This is a genomic window from Streptomyces sp. NPDC048484 (assembly GCF_040651415.1).
Lineage (GTDB): Bacteria > Actinomycetota > Actinomycetes > Streptomycetales > Streptomycetaceae > Streptomyces.
This window is the reverse complement of record NZ_JBEZJY010000029.1, coordinates 39,052-56,302: the sequence shown is the minus strand read 5'-3', so window position 1 is coordinate 56,302 and position 17,251 is coordinate 39,052. Positions and strand designations below refer to the sequence as shown.

General features: G+C 66.3%; 18 protein-coding genes. 13 read left to right on the top strand and 5 right to left on the bottom strand.

Features of this window, described 5'->3' with window-relative positions:
- Positions 1 to 139 precede the first annotated feature (139 nt).
- On the top strand, positions 140 to 1,117 hold the full coding sequence (locus tag AB0D14_RS27610; protein ID WP_362784098.1) for a recombinase family protein: 978 nt from the start codon (positions 140 to 142) through the stop codon (positions 1,115 to 1,117).
- On the opposite strand, the gene AB0D14_RS27605 is transcribed toward AB0D14_RS27610, so the two are convergent.
- The gene (locus AB0D14_RS27605; protein WP_362784095.1) at positions 1,114 to 1,878 is read right to left on the bottom strand and encodes a hypothetical protein; all 765 of its coding nucleotides are present in this window, start codon (positions 1,876 to 1,878) and stop codon (positions 1,114 to 1,116) included. The two genes, AB0D14_RS27610 and AB0D14_RS27605, sit on opposite strands and share 4 nt — an antisense overlap.
- A gap of 5 nt (positions 1,879 to 1,883) precedes the next feature.
- A complete protein-coding gene (locus AB0D14_RS27600) occupies positions 1,884 to 2,426 on the bottom strand; it encodes a hypothetical protein (RefSeq protein WP_362784092.1) in 543 nt (180 codons plus the stop codon).
- A gap of 897 nt (positions 2,427 to 3,323) precedes the next feature.
- Here AB0D14_RS27600 and AB0D14_RS27595 point away from each other — a divergent pair.
- The 6 genes from AB0D14_RS27595 (at position 3,324) to AB0D14_RS27570 (ending at position 9,579) form a co-directional block, all read left to right on the top strand.
- Positions 3,324 to 4,481 (top strand): ParB/RepB/Spo0J family partition protein, encoded by a 1,158-nt coding sequence (locus AB0D14_RS27595; RefSeq protein ID WP_362784089.1) that lies wholly within the window; start codon positions 3,324 to 3,326, stop codon positions 4,479 to 4,481.
- Between the two features lie 251 nt (positions 4,482 to 4,732).
- Entirely contained in the window at positions 4,733 to 5,143 is a 411-nt protein-coding gene (locus AB0D14_RS27590; RefSeq protein ID WP_362784087.1) for a hypothetical protein, read from the top strand.
- Between the two features lie 141 nt (positions 5,144 to 5,284).
- Entirely contained in the window at positions 5,285 to 6,625 is a 1,341-nt protein-coding gene (locus AB0D14_RS27585; protein ID WP_362784084.1) for a hypothetical protein, read from the top strand.
- 2 nt (positions 6,626 to 6,627) lie between these two features.
- Positions 6,628 to 7,530: a ParB N-terminal domain-containing protein gene (locus AB0D14_RS27580; RefSeq protein ID WP_362784081.1), complete on the top strand. Its 903-nt coding sequence runs from the start codon at positions 6,628 to 6,630 to the stop codon at positions 7,528 to 7,530.
- 25 nt (positions 7,531 to 7,555) lie between these two features.
- Positions 7,556 to 8,089 (top strand): hypothetical protein, encoded by a 534-nt coding sequence (locus tag AB0D14_RS27575; protein WP_362784078.1) that lies wholly within the window; start codon positions 7,556 to 7,558, stop codon positions 8,087 to 8,089.
- Positions 8,086 to 9,579 carry a terminase family protein gene (locus AB0D14_RS27570; protein WP_362784075.1) on the top strand — a complete coding sequence of 498 codons (1,494 nt, stop codon included), beginning with the start codon at positions 8,086 to 8,088 and terminating at the stop codon, positions 9,577 to 9,579. Before AB0D14_RS27575 ends, AB0D14_RS27570 begins: the two co-directional genes overlap by 4 nt.
- 49 nt (positions 9,580 to 9,628) lie before the next feature.
- Here the strand turns inward: AB0D14_RS27570 and AB0D14_RS27565 are convergent, their stop codons facing one another.
- A complete protein-coding gene (locus tag AB0D14_RS27565; RefSeq protein ID WP_362784072.1) occupies positions 9,629 to 9,994 on the bottom strand; it encodes a hypothetical protein in 366 nt (121 codons plus the stop codon).
- Between the two features lie 530 nt (positions 9,995 to 10,524).
- Complete coding sequence (locus AB0D14_RS27560; protein ID WP_362784069.1) at positions 10,525 to 11,070, bottom strand: hypothetical protein; 546 nt, start codon at positions 11,068 to 11,070, stop codon at positions 10,525 to 10,527.
- 139 nt (positions 11,071 to 11,209) lie between these two features.
- Here AB0D14_RS27560 and AB0D14_RS27555 point away from each other — a divergent pair, with 139 nt between their 5' ends.
- Complete coding sequence (locus AB0D14_RS27555; protein ID WP_362784066.1) at positions 11,210 to 12,952, top strand: hypothetical protein; 1,743 nt, start codon at positions 11,210 to 11,212, stop codon at positions 12,950 to 12,952.
- Positions 12,953 to 12,963: 11 nt separating this feature from the next.
- Here AB0D14_RS27555 and AB0D14_RS27550 read toward each other — a convergent pair whose 3' ends face one another.
- Positions 12,964 to 13,692 carry a RusA family crossover junction endodeoxyribonuclease gene (locus tag AB0D14_RS27550; protein ID WP_362784063.1) on the bottom strand — a complete coding sequence of 243 codons (729 nt, stop codon included), beginning with the start codon at positions 13,690 to 13,692 and terminating at the stop codon, positions 12,964 to 12,966.
- Positions 13,693 to 13,856: 164 nt separating this feature from the next.
- On the opposite strand from AB0D14_RS27550, the gene AB0D14_RS27545 reads away from it, so the two are divergent.
- From AB0D14_RS27545 to AB0D14_RS27525, 5 genes are all read left to right on the top strand, one after another.
- On the top strand, positions 13,857 to 14,564 hold the full coding sequence (locus tag AB0D14_RS27545) for a hypothetical protein (protein WP_362784060.1): 708 nt from the start codon (positions 13,857 to 13,859) through the stop codon (positions 14,562 to 14,564).
- Between the two features lie 102 nt (positions 14,565 to 14,666).
- Positions 14,667 to 15,083: a head decoration protein gene (locus AB0D14_RS27540; protein WP_362784057.1), complete on the top strand. Its 417-nt coding sequence runs from the start codon at positions 14,667 to 14,669 to the stop codon at positions 15,081 to 15,083.
- A 14-nt stretch (positions 15,084 to 15,097) separates the two neighbouring features.
- Entirely contained in the window at positions 15,098 to 16,147 is a 1,050-nt protein-coding gene (locus tag AB0D14_RS27535; protein WP_362784054.1) for a major capsid protein, read from the top strand.
- Complete coding sequence (locus AB0D14_RS27530) at positions 16,147 to 16,425, top strand: hypothetical protein (protein ID WP_362784051.1); 279 nt, start codon at positions 16,147 to 16,149, stop codon at positions 16,423 to 16,425. The genes AB0D14_RS27535 and AB0D14_RS27530 overlap by 1 nt, the downstream gene beginning before the upstream one ends.
- Positions 16,426 to 16,494: 69 nt before the next feature.
- Positions 16,495 to 16,824, top strand: coding sequence for a hypothetical protein (locus AB0D14_RS27525; protein WP_362784049.1), 330 nt, complete (start codon positions 16,495 to 16,497; stop codon positions 16,822 to 16,824).
- Positions 16,825 to 17,251: the final 427 nt, after the last annotated feature.

The window sequence follows — 17,251 nt, the reverse complement described above, 5'->3', positions numbered from 1 at the left end:
TCGAGCCTCGGCGCGGAGCGGAGGTATCTACGTGATCGCCTGAGGCGGTGCACGACTTGAGGTGTTCGGATGTTTCTACAACAGTGTGACCTATCTCGGGTAAATTAGTACAGTCAGGGGGTCGGCAGAGGGGCGAGAGATGGCAAGGCTGTACGGCTTTGAGGACATGGCGTACCGACGGGTGCGCGAGAGTGAGGCGGAGGTCCTGCTGGCGGCCGCCTCCCGGCGTCAGCTCAAGCAGAGTTATGACGCCATCGTGGAGTGGATGAACGCCGAGGGGCATCGCACCACGCGCGGCGGTCTGTGGAGGCCGGCGGTGCTCGCCTCTGTCCTCGATCACCCGGCCATCGCCGGCCTGGAGGAGGACGAGAACGGAAAGCTCGTCGAGACGGGCGGCCCTGTGATCGTTCCTCGTGCGGACTTCGAGGCCATCCGCGCCATGCGCCGCGTCAACGACCCGGACAAACAACGGGCCGAGCAGCGTGAGTACCTGATCTCCGGCGCGCTCGGCGTCTGCGGCCTGTGCGTATGCACGCTGGGGTCATCGCCCACGGCCGCAGGCACCCGCGGCTACCGTTGCTCACCCAGTACGGGGCAGCATCCCGGCGGGTGCGGCAAGGTCCGGATCATGGCAGACCCCTTTGAGACGTACGTAGCGGAGCACGTACTGGCGGAGTTGGCCAAGCCAGAGGTCAGCGCGCTCATTGGCCGGGCACGAGATGAAATGCTGGCTGAGGCTGCCGCGCTGCGCAAGGAGGCTGCCGCTGCGCGCCGTCGGCAGAAGAAGCTGGGACAGGACTACGCGCGGTCGCCGGACATGACGCTCAAGACGTTCAGATCGGCTGACCAGGAACTCAAGAAGCTGGTCCGCGAGGGCGAGGCGCAGGCGCGGTTGCTGGAGCAGGTCAAGCACGTGCCTGTGGGTGATATCCCGGACCTCGTCCGGTGGTGGAAGCACGCGCCGATGAAGGCGAAGAAGGGTGTGTTGGTCCTCATGTTGGAGCAGGTGGCCGTGTACCCGGCCGCGTCCAGGGGCTCGCGCACCGTGGACGGTGACCGGGTGGCACTGCGGTGGCGGCAGTGGGGGGTTGCAGAAGAGAGCAAGGAGTCTGCTTAGACCTTGCTGCCCACGTTCCGTTGGCTGCGGCTGACGTTGATCGTGGCCATGGTGAGGCCGATGGCCACGCACCCGATGCAAAGCCCCGCCAAGGCGGGGCTGATGGCGTTTTCCCAACTGAGGGGCCAGGCGTGGCCGTCTGCGTACGCGAGCAGGTAGCTGCCCCGGCTGAAGGCGTAGGCGACGCCGAATGCGGCCCCTGCCGACGCGATGGCGAGTCCGGTGGCAGCGGGGCGTCCCTGGCGCCAGATCTCGCGGGCGAGCTTGCCGGAGCGGAAGGTGACCTCCGCGCCTGCAGCGGCTGAGGCCCCGAGGTACGTCAGGAGATAGAGCCGCACATCGTTGCTCTGTGCGTACGCAGTGGACAGGTCCTGGTGGACGGTGTCGGCGCGGTGGAACTGCCAGATCATGAGCCCGACGATCACGCAGACGAATGCGACGCGCAGGGCGATGCCGATGTGGTGGGCCGTGGAGTACTCCCAGTCGATGACCATGATTTGGAGGCTCGCGATGAAGATGACCGCCGCCACGTCTGACGCGAGGGCGGACACTTCGTTGGAGGCGGCGGAGCGGTCAACTGCGTCGGCGATTGTGGGGATCGCCAGCAGTGAGCCGAGGGTGCATGCCGCCAGGGCGGTCAGGTGCGCCCGGCGGGCAATGCGGTAGATGGACTTGTGGCGGCGTTCGTATGCGCAGCGCAGGGATATGGCGGTACTGAGCGATGTGAGCACCGTGCACAGGCCGAAGATCGGGCCTTCCAAGAGGTTCAGCGTCCTTCCAAGTAGTCCGCTGCCCGCTCAGCGGCTTCTTCCAGGCTCAGTCGGCGACGCGGTCGCCCCTCGCGGGGCTGGTCGACGCCGGGGGGAGGTGGGGGGATCGCGGGGACATCTTCAGACAGTCCCGCGCGACGACGACTCTCCCGGAGCATCGTCATGATTTCTAGAATGTCCTGCACCTCAAGGCCCTGCATTAAACGTATGACTTCGCGCACTTCGGGCCGCTCCACGAACACGGTGAGCGCGGCGAGGTCGTCCCACTCCCGTCCGGGCAGCAGGAAGGCGGCCGGGGCGTCGAGGGCCTGGGCGAGAGCGGTGATCGTAGACGATGTGGGGTTGCTACTGGTGCCGTTCAGCAGGCTGTTGACCTGGCCGTGCGAGAGGCGAGGATTGCGCTGGCCTTCCTGTGCGCTCGCATCTGCGACGTCGCGGGCGCTGGGGGTGAACCCGTCAGGGTCGCGGCGCAGGCGCAGCAGGGTGAGCAACTTCGTGCTCAGGCTCAGTGGTTCGGGCCGGTCAGGGGTGTCTGCCATATCCGTCTTCTCTGGCCGTGTCGTATGCTCGCCGCAGGTGACTGGCCGGTAACAATCGTCCTTGGCTCTACAGTACATCCCTGGTCGGAGGGGTTATAGGGTTCATCGGACAGTTTCTCGGGGAGCGGCCGGCTGGTGTGCGGCGGGCATCGGCGCGCCCCCGCTCCTGCGTTGGGCGGGTGCGCCGAGAGAGTCGTATCTGGGCGGGCGAAGGCGGCGCGCACGCCGTTCACGGGAGGAATCGCATGTCCGAGCTTGATGAGCGGCGGATCGCCGAGTTGACGAAGAAACCTCCGCGGATGCTCCGGAGTGGAGCAGGTCCGGAGGCGCTCACCGAAGCGCGCAAGGTGTTGGAGTGGCAGGCCCTGATGCATCGTCGGAAACGGGGCCCGAGCGTGCAGGAGGATGGCAGCTGATGAGCTGTCGGGCGACGCCGCGCCCGTAACTCCAGAGATAGATGACATTTTCTAGGTAGTGTTATACGTTCTGTCGTGCCGATGCGGGTACAGCAGCCGCAGGATCCCACATTCGGCAGCGTCGTGATGAGCGGCGTCCTTCCCTGCTCCTCGCGGGTGGCCGACCCCCCGCGCCCCGCCCGCGAGGAGCTGGCCGTATCGGTGCGGTCGTTGGGGTGCGTGATGGGAGCGGAGCCCGTCGCGGCGTAAAGCCGTGACGGGCTCACTCGTATTTGGGTCCATCCCCGCCACCCCCCGCCCCAGGTGCGCGCGGCATCCGCCGACGCATGGGTTCGCGGCCCGCAATTCAAGGAATTGAATTCCCGAAATTAATAGGAATTCCCTCTTGAATTGGCGGTATTTGCGATTAAGATATAAGTGTAAGAACAAAGGGGAAACCCAAAAGGGCGGGAATTCCCAAACGAGAAAGGCGCAGGGGAAAATGTACGCAGACCTTCGTATCGACCAGATCATGCCCAACCCGGACCAGCCCCGGAAGTTCTTCGACGAGGACGCCCACCGGGAGCTGACCGAGAGCATCAAGGAGAACGGCCTCCTCCAGCCGGTCGTCGTCCGAGTGGTCGAGGGCGAGGACGTCCCCCACATGATCGTGGCGGGCGAGCGGCGCTGGAGGGCGTGCAGGGCGGCCGGCATGGTCAGCGTCCCGGCCCGCATCCTCGACGGCATCGATGAGGAGAAGGCGTTCGTCCTCTCCATCTCGGAGAACGTGAACCGGGCCGACATGACCATCATGGAAGAGGCCGGCGCGTACGCCGACCTGGTCGCCCTGGGCTGGACGTCCGAGGCCATCGCCAAGACCTTCGGCAAGACCAAGACCCACATCGACTGGCGGCTGGGCCTGCTCACCCTGCGCCCCGAGGTCGCCGAGTGGGTCAATGAGGGCAAGATCAAGGCCAACCTTTCCTGGCACATCGCCCAGCTCTCCCCGGCGCACCAGATGATCGCCGCCACCCGCTACATGCGCGGCGACTTCGACAGCGAGGCCGACGCCGCGAACTTCGCCCAGGGTCTGCGCATGGCCGAGCAGCAGACCTCGATGGTCACCGAGAAGGAGCCCACCGTCGAGGAGAAGGAAAAGCGGCAGAAGGCCAAGACCAAGACGACCGACAAGCTGGGCAAGGTCGAGGAGGTCGTCATGCCCCTGCTGGAGGAGCTGACGAAGGCCAAGCCCGAAGAGCTGGCCGACATCCTCGGCTCGGACCTCGGCCGCTACGTCCGCCAGATCGACCGGCTCGCCAACCAGGTCACCTTGGCTCGCCGGATGCTCCGCCAGGCCAACGGCATCGCGGAAGCCCGCAAGGTCGCCTGGGACGCCGCGGTGGCCGAGGTCGAGGAGGAGAAGGTCAAGGCTGCTGACGGGAAGACCCCGGAGGCCAAGCCGGAGCCCGAGAAGGCCGAGCCCGCCGCGGAGAAGGCCGTAGCCAAGGCGAAAGCGCCGGCGAGGGCCCGCCGCTCGGCGGCCACGACGGCGACCAAGGGCCCCGCCCGCAAGGTGCCCACCCAGAAGAAGGTGGCCCAGGACGACGCCTCCCAGGCGGCCGAGCCGGCCGCGAAGGCGGAAGCCGCAGCGGCGAAGTGAGGCAGCGGGGCGCGGCAGTAGCCGCGCCCCCTCCCCCTTCTCACAGAATCGGAAATGCGGGCGCGGTCGGAATTCCCGACCTCGCCCCTTTTCTTATTCCGGCACCCAGGCCGGGTTCGTAGGGGGTCGCTCCCTGCGGGCCCGGTGCCGCTCAGGTCCTGCGCGGTCCCGAGCGGATGGCACCGACGGAATCCGGGCCGGCGGCGGCGCCGAGCGCGCCCGGTCGCTACGCAGCACGAAAGGAAATACGCGTGCTAACCCTGTTCACCAACCGCTTCCAGACATTCCAGCCCCCACAAGGGGTGCCGGTACGCATCACCCTGGGCGCTCCCCGTTTCAGGCTTCCCTACTCCCTCACTCACTCGGTTCGGGAGCTTGCGCCGCGGCGGGAGTACCTCTCCAAGCCCCTGCCCCAGTTCACGGCGGACTACCGGGCGGACCTCGACAAGCTCGGCCCGGTGTGGGTCGCGGAGCGGCTGCGGAAGATCACCGAAGCGGAGGGGGATCACCGTTTGGTCCTGCTCTGCTTCGAGGACCTGACGGATCCGGCCCTGTGGTGTCACCGCCGGGTCTTTGCCTCCTGGTGGAAGGACGTCACTGGCGACGAGGTGCGCGAGCTGTCGCCGATGGCCGACCAGTACCAACAAGGCACCTTGATGTGAGAGCTGGAACCGTTCACTCAAGATAGATGACATGATTTAAAGGAGCTATGTGCTCCTTGTGTTAGGTTCCAGCCAGCGCCCGGCCCGGCACCCGCCCGGCCGGGCGCTGTCGTTTCGTGCCAGCCGCCCAGGAGGCGAGAGATGTTCCAGGGCACCATCCCAGGCCCCATGCGCGCCATCGTGCGCGAGGCCGCAGCCAGTTGGCCACGCGAAGAGGTCTACATCCCATGCTGCGGCAACTTCACCATCGAGCGCAGCTTGGCCGGCATGGGGTTCGCGCTGCACTCCTCGGACGTGTCCATCTACACCACAGCCATCGGCCGGTGGCTCACCGGACAACCGGTCGGCATCCAGCTCCGCGAAGAGAGCCGAGACGAACTCGGCTGGCTGGACGCTTCCTTGGACGACGGAGTGGGCACGGTCGCCGCCATGATGCTCGGCACACGCTTCCTTGCCAGTGTCGGCAGGGAAGGGCTCTGGCACGAGCGGGTGGTGCGCTCCTACCGCGACCAGTGGAAGGCCAAGCACGCCGAGACCGTCGCGCGGCTGTCCGTCTCGGATGTGGCGCTGGCCTCCTACGAAGTCGAGGACGTGCGCTCCTGGCTCTGGAAGGTCCCCCGCGACGCTCCGGTGTGCTCGTTCCCTCCCTTCTACGGCGGCGGGTACGAGAAGCTGTACGAGCCGCTGGACACCCACTTCACCTGGGACGCGCCCGAGTACGAGCCGCTGTCGGACGCTGATGTGGTTGACGTCCTCGGCGCGATCACCGACCGGCCGTACTGGCTCACCGCCTCGAATCACGACGTGCCGGAGCTGCAGCAGTACCTGCGCGGTGTCATCAAGGCCACCCCGCGTGCTGCTCCCTTCTACGTCTACGCCTCCAAGGCACCGACGCGGATCGTCGCTCCCCGACAGCCCATCGAGCCGGTCACGGCTCCCCGGCTGAGGCGTGGCGAGGAGCTGGTTGGTCCGCTGTCGCTGGCGTTGCTCAAGCCGGGCCAGTTCAACGCGCTCCGCTCCCGCTACCTCAACCCGCGCATCGCACCCGGTGCGGCGAACCTGGCGGTCGCGGTGAAGGACGGCACGGGCAGGGTCCTGGGCGTTTTCGCGATGGCGCCGAGCACCTTCGTTCCCGACGAGGCTTACGTGCTCTCGGACTTCGCCGTCGCCCCGACCGACTACGCCCGGTTGTCGAAGCTCATCGTGCTCGCCGCTACCAGCAGCGAGACGCAGCGTCTGTGTCAGCGGGCGTTCTCCCGGCGCATCCGGGCGGTGGCGACCACCGCGTTCAGCAACAACCCGGTGTCGATGAAGTACCGCGGGCTGATGCGGCTGATCAAGCGCAGCCCGTCGAACGAGGACGGCTGGAAGTTCCAGCTCCAGTACCGGGGCGCGATCGGTGAGCACACGCTCGCCGAAGCCCTGGAGATGTGGGCGAAGCGGTGGGGCGCCCGTGACCCAGAGACGAAGGCAGGACGCTGATCATGGACGAGACGACCCCACTGGCCCCGCCGCAGATGGTGGAAGGCGACCCGCGCGCCTTGACGCTGCTGGACGTGAACGCGAGGTTCCTGCCTCATGAGCAGTTCCGGCAGCTGGTCGCGAACGTGAAGCGCGACGGGCACCTGACCTCGACGCCTCTGGTGTGGAACGACGCGGACAGCGGGCGACTGATCGTGCTGTCCGGGAATCACCGGACGCTGGCCGCGATTGAGGCCGGCCTGTCCACGATCTGGTGGATGCAGATAGACGAGCTGCTGCCGAGGCAGCGGCAGATCGCGCTTCAGCTCTCGCACAACGCGATTGCGGGCCAGGACGATCCGGCCATTCTGCGGGAGTTGTACGACGAGTTGGAGTCGGTGGAGTGGCGGCAGTACACGGGCTTGGACGATAAGACGTTGGAGCTGCTGGAGAAGGTGGACGTCTCCAGCCTGGGTGAGGCGAACCTCGACTTCGCCAGCGTGCAGCTGATGTTCCTGCCCGACGAGTTGGAGCGCGCCGAGGCCGCCTTCGACGCCGCACGGGCCACTGGCTCGGCGGATCAGCGGTGGGTGGCGGCTCTGGAGCAGTACGAGCCGGTCCTCGATGCGCTGGAGACCTCGCGCGCCGCGTACAAGATCGGCAACTCGGCCACGGCCCTGGGCGTGATCCTCGCGGTGTTCGAGCGGCACCTGGGTGAGCTGGCCGAGGGCTGGTTCGACGCAGCCTCGGGTGAGGCGCACCGCAAGGGAACCGCGCCGCTGGAGACGGTGTTCGGCGTGCGGGAGATCCCCGTGGAGACGGCGGCCACCGTGCGAACCGCGATCGATCGCTTGGTGAAGGACGGCAGCGTGCCGGAATCCGAGCCGTGGCGTGCTCTGGAAATCCTCGCTGCTCAGGGGCGCTAGACGGCCGTTGGCCAGGAGGTGAGCGGTGGCTGAGGGCCCCGTGGAGCCCTGGGAGCGGCAGAGCGGTGAGTCCCCCCAGGCGTTCGAGGCATTCGCCGCATACCGCGATCTCGGCCCTGCACGGAGTCTGACGAAAGCGGCACGCGAATTGGATAAGTCCCGGACCCTGCTGGGACGGTGGTCGAAGCAGTACGCGTGGGTGATGCGTGCGGCGGCGTACGACCGCGAGCAGGACCGGTTGTTCCTGGCGGAGCAGCGGCAGGCACGCCGCGATATCGCCCGCCGGCACGCGAAGCTCGCTCAGGCGTTCCTGGGGAAGGCAGTCGCTCGGCTTCAGGGCCTGGACCCGCGCGAGCTGTCACCGGGCGAGTTGCTGCGGTACTTCCAGGTCGCTGCCGAGATCGAACGTCGGGCGGCCGGCGAGGAACCGGCGGGCGTGGTGGCGCAGGACAGCGCCGATGGACCTGACCTCGGGTCGCTGAGTGATGAGGACCGCAGGAGTCGTATGGATCTGCTGCGCCGTGAGCTGGAGCGGCGCTTGGCGGAGGACGGTCGATGAGCCGCGGGTGGGCGAAGCGGCGTGCGATTGAGGGTCTGGCCGATCCGGATGTGATGAGCCTGGATCAGCTCAAGGCCGAGGTCACCGCGCTGCTCCGCGCGGATGAGCTGTCGGCGCGCAGGTGGGCATGCGAGGTGCCGGACTGCGACGGGCTGCCGCACCAGGGATGGCTGCACCATCACGCCCGTGCGGCGCAGCGGCAGCCGTCCTGGCTGTGGACGGTGTGGATGCTGCTCACCGGCCGTGGCTGGGGGAAGAGCCGGACGGCGGCGGAGGCCGTTCGAGAGTGGGCCAAGACGCCTGGGTTGCAGATCGCGGTGGTAGCGAAGAACGCGACGCTGGTGCGCGACATCTGCTTCGACTCCCCGAAGTCGGGCCTGCTGTCGGTGTTCCCACCTGAGGAGGTCGCGAAGTACAACTCGTCGCTGGGCGAGACGACGCTCCGGTTGAAGAACGGCACGCTGATCCGTGGGTTCGGTGCGGAGACGCCGGACAACCTGCGTGGTTGGGCCTTCGATAAGGCGTGGCTGGACGAGTACGCGGCCTGGTCGCGGCACACCGCGCAAGAGGTCTACGACATGATCTGGTTTTGCCTGCGCGAAGCGGACATGCCGCAGGTGGTCATCTCCACGACACCGAAGCCGCTCCCGCACGTGAAGCGGCTTGTCGAGCGTGGCCGTTCGATGGAGAAGGCACACCACGAAGGTGGGGCGCCGCCGCGGGTGGTGCTGACGCGTGGGCACATGCGTGAGAACGACGCGAATCTGTCGGCGGCGGCACGGGAGGAGCTGGAGGAGGACTACGCCGGCACCAGGCTGGGGCGGCAGGAGCTGTCGGGCGAGCTACTCGAGGACGTGGAGGGCGCGCTGTGGCAGGGCTGGATGCTGGAGGTCGAAGGGTTCAGAGCGAAGCCGGAGCACCTGCCGGACATGCAGCGCCTCGTGGTCGCAGTGGATCCGGCCACGAAGAGCCACGAGAACGCGGACATGACCGCCTTCACCGTGGCCGGGCGCGGCTACGCGATTGAATCGATGTTCGGGGACGACCGGCCGCGCGGGTATCTGCTCCACGCGGAGCAAGACCGGCACACGCCAACGCAGGCGATGAAGCGGGCCGCGAAGCTGTACCACGAGCACCGGGCGGACTGTGTGGTGATCGAGGCGAACAACGGTGGCGACTACCTGCCCGCCTTGTTGGAGCAGGTAGATCAGACGGTGAACTGGCGAATCGTTCATGCAACGCGCGGGAAGCGGGCGCGGGCGGCTCCGGCGGCGCAACTGTATGAACAAGCCCGAGTGAGCCACGTGGGGGCGGCCCGGGTGTTCGCGGAGTTGGAAGAGCAGATGACCACGTTTGTTGGTCAGGGCGAGACGGAAGACTCCCCGGACCTGTTGGACTCGGCGGTGTGGGCGCTGTGGGACCTGTTCCTTGATCCGACGATGCCGCCTCCACGGGGAGGGGACGATCAGCGGCTGCACGGTCGACGCTGAGCTGACGCGGGCTTAAAGGACCGAGAGGGACACCTTTAACTTCCAGAATTCAGAAGACCGCTATTAGGGCCGCAAAAATAATCCCGGCGGCGTTTGCTCCCAGACCGGAAATCGTGACTATGGTGACCTTCTTCGTTGCGTATTGATCGTCATCCTTCTTTGTTGCATATCGAGAAGGGTTGGGTTGTGTGAATACGTACTTGAAGAGCCAGATGCCAAAGAGGCAGGCGATCAGGCAGAATATCATGAAGACGTATCTAAGCCCCTCCATCCCGGGTAGGGCCACCAGTAGCGCCACAATTGGGGAAACGATTGTGGCAAACGCTTGAGCGGCGTCCACTCCCCATATGACCAGGTCTTTGAGGGACTCAGGTCTCAGAGGAACGGGAAGCTTTTCTTCCTTCTCCTTCGACAAATTTAGCCTATTGCGTGTCTGGTCGCGCGCCTTGTCGCCTACCAGTCGAGAAAAGACACCACCACTCAATTGCATCAAGAAGCCCACTGAGAAGGCCGCTACCGAAGCCCACTCAGTCGAAGCTTCAGGACTGCTCACTTAACAACCCACGTAAAGATGAAGGTCGGCGTATACCTCACCCCAGTAGCCGCGCGACTCTATCTGAACGCTGACTGGCTGGGGGCTGTGCCACGATGAAGGATCGCCGCCGCCGTGACTGATTTGCTCTTCCAGTTTCAGTGGAAATCTGTGGGCCTGCAATCGGGGATCTATCGTACAAGGGCTGGTCCATTCTGGGGATCCCTTGTAGCTCAAGGGGCCCTGGCCTTCACATCTCGCCGTAAAGTCAAATTTGACTTTTACGGGCGCGTAGTTCGAAATTACATTTCGATGCGCGACCGAGGCTCCTGGGGGCACTCGCCCATGTTCATCACAGTCGATCTCGGTGGTGAGTTCTATCTCGTACAAGTCGCTTGACCGCGCAGAGCAGCTCATGTTTCCCTCCAGTCGCCCAGCTCTCCGATCCGCCCCGCCGGAATCTTCCTTTCCAGGAAGCGTGCCGCTTCGGTCAGTTGCGACGCGTGTGCTGCGACCTCGCCCGTCCCCGTTCTGGCGAGGATTGCTTCTATAAATTCTGAATCGAACTTATCTGCAATGAGTCCGCATTGGGTTGGGTCAGGGTTTCCGTTACTGAATTTGCGTCCTGCTCGCCAAGTCAATGCAAGCTCAGGGAAATCGACCCGGGCGAAGGTGACGTCGTGTGTCTTATTTGAGCAGATATCGACGGTGGTGGCCGCGGTTGCGACCTTGTGCCTGCTCGACCCGGCTAGGAGAATAATGCCGGATGCCTTCTCCTTGGGGAAATCGGTCTCGATATTGTCGTGCAAGAGCGATATCACATTGGCAAGTGATCTTGTGGTCCAGGCCATCGAAAAATAGCCATCGTAGGCTTCAACCTGTACGTACTCGTCATTCGCTTCGCCGAATATGTAAACCGCCACCCCCTCTTCATCGATTTTGCTTTCGAGTTCGCTCATCAGGGCTCCTGGAGACGGAAAGATGTCAGTTCCACTCTCTGCTCAGTCCGCTCAACAGGCAACTGGGAGGCGCTGACGCCAAGTGCAGTCGGCTGGGTACGCTGGCCGCGGCGTGGGGCCGACGTCCTGGAGGGGACCTGTGGGCCTGCGCGAATTCGTGATCGATGCCTGGTCGTGGCTGTCGTACAAGCCGGTGATGGCTGATGCCGGCCGCCCTGGGAACAGGGTGTTCCCTGAGCTGGCGGCCACGTGGCTGCCGCCGCACGAGCTGCGCCGGTTGGCGGCCTACAAGGTGTTGGCGGCGTACGACAACAACCAGGCCGGACAGCTCGTAGCAGCCTCCGGGGATGAAGCGGCCCTTGAACGACGCGAGCTGGGCGATGCGGCGAACCTGGTCGACACGGCGCTTGGCTACCTGCTCGGTTCGGAGCAGAAGATCGCGGTGGAGGGCGCGGAGCACGCGGATGAGGAGGCTCCGAAGCCGGGTTCGACCCAGGCCGCCGCCGTGCAGGAGCTGTTGCGGAAGTGGGCTGAGAAGGAGCTGCTGACGCTGAGGGTTCAGCAGGCAGAGCGGGCCGCCGTGTTGCTGGGCGACAGCGTGTACGTGCTGGCGTGGAATCAGGAGAAGCGGCGGCCGACGCTGCGTACGTACGATCCGGGGTTCTTCTTCCCGCAGTGGGAGGACGAGGACCAGGACTTTCCCTCGCGTGTTCATCTGGCGTGGGAGCTGCCGGAGGACGAGGACGCGGGGCTGAAGGCGCGGGTGCGTCGGGTGACGTACGAACTGGGCCCGATCTCCGAGGACGACGAGGGTGTCGTGCGGCAGTACCCGTGGGAACAGGGACGACTGTCGAACGTGACGTGCTTTCTGACGGACGCGGAATGGCTGCTGGAGGATCTGAAGCGTGGGGAGAGTCTGGATCGGCTGCCGTTGGACAAGGCGTCGTTCCGGGTGCGGCCGGACGGTACGGAGCTGGACCGACTGGATCTGATGATCGACTTCGTTCCGGTCGTCCACATCACGAACACGATCCCGGACGGAGGGGAGCACTGGGGTCGGTCGGCTATCGCGAGGGTGCTCCAGGGCTTGGACGAGCTTGCGGCCACCGACTCGGACAGCTCGGCCGCTTCCGCGACGACGGGCACCCCGATCATCGGCCTCGCTGGTGCGCGACTGCCGGTGGACCGGGCGACGGGCAAGCCCGAGCAGTTGAAGGTCGAGGCCGGCGCGGTGTGGCAGCTTGGCGACTCCGGGCGTATGGATGCGCTTGACACGTCGCCTCAGTTGGCTGAGCTGCGGTCTCGGGTGGAGCACCTGTTGGACCGGATCGCCTCGAACTCTCGGGTCACGGCTGCTGGGCTGGGGACGCTGGATGCGTCGGAGGTTCCTTCGGGGTACGCGCTGAAGCTGGCGCTGGGCCCGTTGGATGCGCTGGTGGGGGCGATGCGGCTGGCCAGGGAGCACAAGTACCGGCTGCTGTTCAAGATGGTGCAGAGGTTGTTCCAGGCCGGGCGCGCTGAGGGGTGGACGGCTGGGGATTCGTTCTCGGCGCGGTTGTCGTGGGCGCCGCACACGCCGACGGACCGGGCCGCGGTGCTGGAGGAGGTCGTCCAGGCATACGGGGCGGGGGTGCTATCGCTGGAGACGGCGGTGGCGATGCTGATGGACGCGGGCTATCCGATCACGGACGCGTCTCAGGAGGTAGCGCGGATCCGGGCGAAGGCCGAGCAGGAGGCGGCGGTGCGAATGGCGGAGGCTGCTGCTCGGCGAGGAGAGCCGGGCGAGGAGGACCCAGGGGACGGGGGCGATCCGGCGGCGTGGAGTAGCCCCGCGTCTGGGGGCGAGGAGAGGGTGCCGGGGGCGGCGTCTCTGGGCCGCTGACGAGGGCGTGATCAGAGGCTGATGGGCCGGATCGTTCCCAGGAATCGGATTCGGGAGGTGTGGTCGACCACGTCGTCCAGGTTCGGGTAAGCCGGGCGCAGGCCGATGAGGTAGTAGCCGGTGGTACCCGCAGCGGTGAGTCGGCTGACCGAGAGGTGTTGGACTTGACGGTCGTCGGGGAAGATCGTGCCGTTCATCGTGTCCAGGATGGCCTTCGCAGCGTTGTCGACGTCGATCAGCTTTTCGATCGATGCCTGGACTGAGACGACGGTGACGCAGATCGGTACACCTCTCCAGTCTTCTGGAGTCTTGTTGCTGCGCTGGATCTCTGCCCTGACCGCTTGGTTGATCAGCCGCCGGGTCTTGCGCACCTGTTTGGTGAATGGTCTGACGGGAATCGCGAAGTAGGTAGGCAGTGGAGGCGAGCCGGTGGGGATGATGAGGCGGCACTGCATGCAGGGGCCCTGCTGGAGCCACTGCGCCTTCCCGTCGACGTCCGAGTGAACACCGGCCTGAAGCACGGCCGCTTTTGTGTACCCCACTGGGCGGGGATCGCTGAAGTGAACCTCCATCAGCCAGCGTCTCACCCGCTCTCGTTGTGCCGCGGTTGGCGGAGTTGCCAAGAACTCTCCCGTATCTGAGGTGTAAGCCCGGTAGGCGGCTTCCACGCGGGCGCTGGGAGGCGAGTGCGGGTCGAGTGCGGCTAGCTCGGCATCGAGCGGGTGCTGCGACTGGTTCACGGTCCTAAATTAGCTCCCCCTCGGGCGAGGAGCGGTCGGGTCTACGCGTCATGCGAAATGCCTTCAGAATGTTTCATCGATCACCTTCACGTGACGGTCAGACACGGTGTCGGCGCAGGTGGCTACACTGATCGGCAGCGCGGGGGCGCGTATGGAGGAGTTTTATGGCCCGGTCCCTGCCGCCTCGCAGCCCTGTCGGCTATCGCCGTGATGGGCGGCCGATCTACCCCATTCTCGGGGCTTCGTCGGAGGACGAGACGAACGACCACCTGGACGACGCCGATGACAGCGGCAGCCAGGAGCAGCAGGTCACCGTGACCCAGGATCGCCTGGGGAAGATGCTGACCAAGGAGAAGGCCCAGGGTGAACGGGCCGCGATCAAGCGCCTGTTGTCGTCGCTCGGGTTCGATACGCCGAAGGCGCTGACGGATTTCGTCACCCTTCAGCGCGAGGCCGAGCAAGCCGCGATGACGGAGGTCGAGCGGCGGGAACAGGTAGCAGCCGAGAAGGAGTTGCAGGCCGCGCGGCGCGAGGAGCTGGCGGCCGAACGTGAGCGTGCAGCCCTGCGCCGTGCCGCACTGGTGTCGCTCGGCGCGGAGGGCGATGACCTCGTGGATGCCGAGCGGCTGCTTGCCGTCGATGACGAGGACGCGGACGAGTCGCAGATATCAGCTGCGGCCGAGGCGCTGCGGTCGCGGCGACCCGAGCTGTTCGGTGAGGTACGCAGGCAGGTGCCAGCGGCTCCGGACGGGGCTCCGGCCGGTCGTGGCCCGCAGCGAACGAAGCCGGTCAGCCGACCGGGTTCAGCCGGTCTGGAGATGGCGCGTCGGCGAGGGCTCGTCCCGACCGCCGAGTTCAGCGACGCCCGCTGAGAGACGTGCAGTTGGGGGACCACGCCCCCGGAACTTCGTGGACGACATCGCCCCCATGGGCGGTGTGCGGACAGCTACCGCATTCGTCCATGGAGACACAGCGTGACCATTCAGCCTGTTACGACGTCCGAGTACGTGACCGCCAACCGCGAGTGGCTGGCAGCCCTGCACGGCACCGACTCGATCGACACGATCACCCTCGACCTTTCACTGTTCACCGAGGGCGTGCACTACCAGTGCGGTGACGGCTGCGACCCGTACGGTCGGGTCTTCTCCGGTGTGCCGGTCGGCAAGGTCGCCGAGTCGAAGCTGTGGGGCCCGTATGACCCGGAGGCGCACTGCGGCCGTCAGGTGCTGCGCGGCTTCGTGGTCGCCGAGGCGCCGTTCGCTCCGGGCCAGACGCGGGTACCGGCTGCGCTGCTGTGGCACGGCGCGGTCCGCGCGTCGAAGGTCCCGGGCGGTATCGACCTGTCGCAGCTGACGTGGCACCCGCGTGCCGCACAGATCCGTTTCGTCTGAGCGGGGCCTGAGAGATGACGATTCAGGACCTGTTGAAGGACGTATCGGTCGTAGACCTGACGACGTTCGCGAGGGCGATCCCATCGCCGAAGGACTTCCTGCTCACCCAGACAATCTTCCCGACGCTGGAACTGCGAGAGGTCAAGTGGCGCACCAAGGACTCAGGCCGATATGTGAATGTCGCGAAGTACCGGGCGTTCAACGCCTCGGTGCCGTTCGCGACGCGCGAGGCGTGGCAGACCTCCCGAGAGGGCGCGCTGCCCGCACTGGGCCAGAAGCTCATCGTGTCCGAGCAGGAGCAGATCCTGCTGGAGGCGTCGCACGGTTCGGACCAGGACCGGCTGATCGAGCTGCTGTATGACGACGTCGAGCGGCACGTCGAGGCGATCCGCTCCCGGCTGGAGCTGGCGGCCGGCGACGTGCTGGCCGACGGCAAGTTCGGCCTGGTGCAGGAGAACGGCCTGACGCTGGAGGTCGACTGGAACGTCCCCGCCGAGAACATGCCGGTCGCCGCGCGGCCATGGTCGGATCCGGCCTCGGATCCGATCGCTGATGAGCTGCGGTGGATTCAGCACCTGGACGACATCGGCGCTCCGGAGCCGGAGATGGTCGTGTCCTCCAGGAAGGCGTTCTCGTACCTGGCGGCGAACAACGCCTACAGGGCGGCGTACTACGGCAGCGTGAACCCGTCGACCACGCCGACGGCGACGCTCACGCCGCAGCAGATCAACGTGGTGCGCGGCAACTACAGCCTGCCGCCGATCACGTTCTACAAGGCGCAGGTGCGGGTGGACGGCAAGCCCCGCAAGGTGCTGCCGGAGGACCTGTGGATTCTGGTGCCGCCGGACCGCGAGAAGTGGGGACAGACCCAGCTCGGTGTGACGTCCGAGGCCCTGGTCCTCTCGCGCGGAACGAACCCGGAGATCATCCGTGAGGACGCGCCCGGCATCATCATCACCCGCGGTGTTCAGGATGACCCGGTGCAGATCTACACCAAGGGCGCCGCGGTCGGCATGCCGGTCCTGCACACCCCGGACGCGCACATCGTCGCGAAGGTGCTGTGATGCCGCACCTGATCGCTGCCGTGTACGTACAGGACCCGACCACGCGGGAGGAGCTGATCCTCCTGCCCGGTGAGTGCCCTGATCCGGAAGTCGCCGCGCTGGTGACCAACCCCGATGCGTGGGACGTGGCGCCCGACGGCTGCGAGCCGGAGCCGATTGCGGTGGGGGAGCCCGACCCCACTGAGGGCGAGCAGGAGCCGGAGCATGAGGAGGCCGGCGGGGGTGGCGGTGCGAGGAAGCCGTCACCGCGGCGGGCTCGCTCGTCGGCGTCGTCGTGATCGCTCGTACGGTCCGGTACCAGAGAGTCTCCCCGGTGCCGGGCCGTACCTCGTGTGGAGGAGGACCTGGTGGACGAGTTCCAGCGGTCGTGGCTGCTGGCGCAGCTCGGGCCGGATACGGACCCGGCCGACCTGGAGCGCCGGTTCTTCCGGCTGTGGTCGGTGCGCGCGGTCGCCCTGGAGGTGCTGGGCGAGCGGCGCGCGAAGCTCCTCGCCGACCCGCTGAAGGTCACCGTCGATGGCGTGGTGACCATGGATCTGCAGGAGAATCTGCGCGGCATGGAGCGGCAGATCGAAGTCGTACGGCAGGTGCCTGCGCCGGACGATCCACAGCACGAAGGCGAGGCGAGCGAGGCACTGGCGGCGACGTGGCTAGTGCCGACCCGCCGCTACAGATAGTGCCCGGAGTGGTGCCATTTTGTGCAACGCACCGAGAACATGCTGAGGCTGCACGCGGTGTTGTCGGCCACCGCCAAGCACGGCATTCGCTTGAGCGCCGAGCCGATCGCTCGCGCGCCTTCGGGACTGGACGGAGGAGGAGTTGCTGCCGCTGTGCATACAAGCCGCCGAGCGGCTGGCTGCACTTGCTCGGTTATGGGCAGCCGAGTGATTCCTCGGCGACCTACGGACCAACGGCACGGCACAGCGGTCTGTACCGTCCAGCCACCATTCCACGGCCGCGAGGGCAGTTGCCCCCGCGGCCGGTCTCGGCTCAGGCTCCCACTACCAAGGCCAGTAGCCCCAGCCCACCAGTCCGAACAGGAGAGATACACCCGCCGCGATCACCGGCGAGACGTACACCGCCAAGACGGTGCGCCCGCCGATC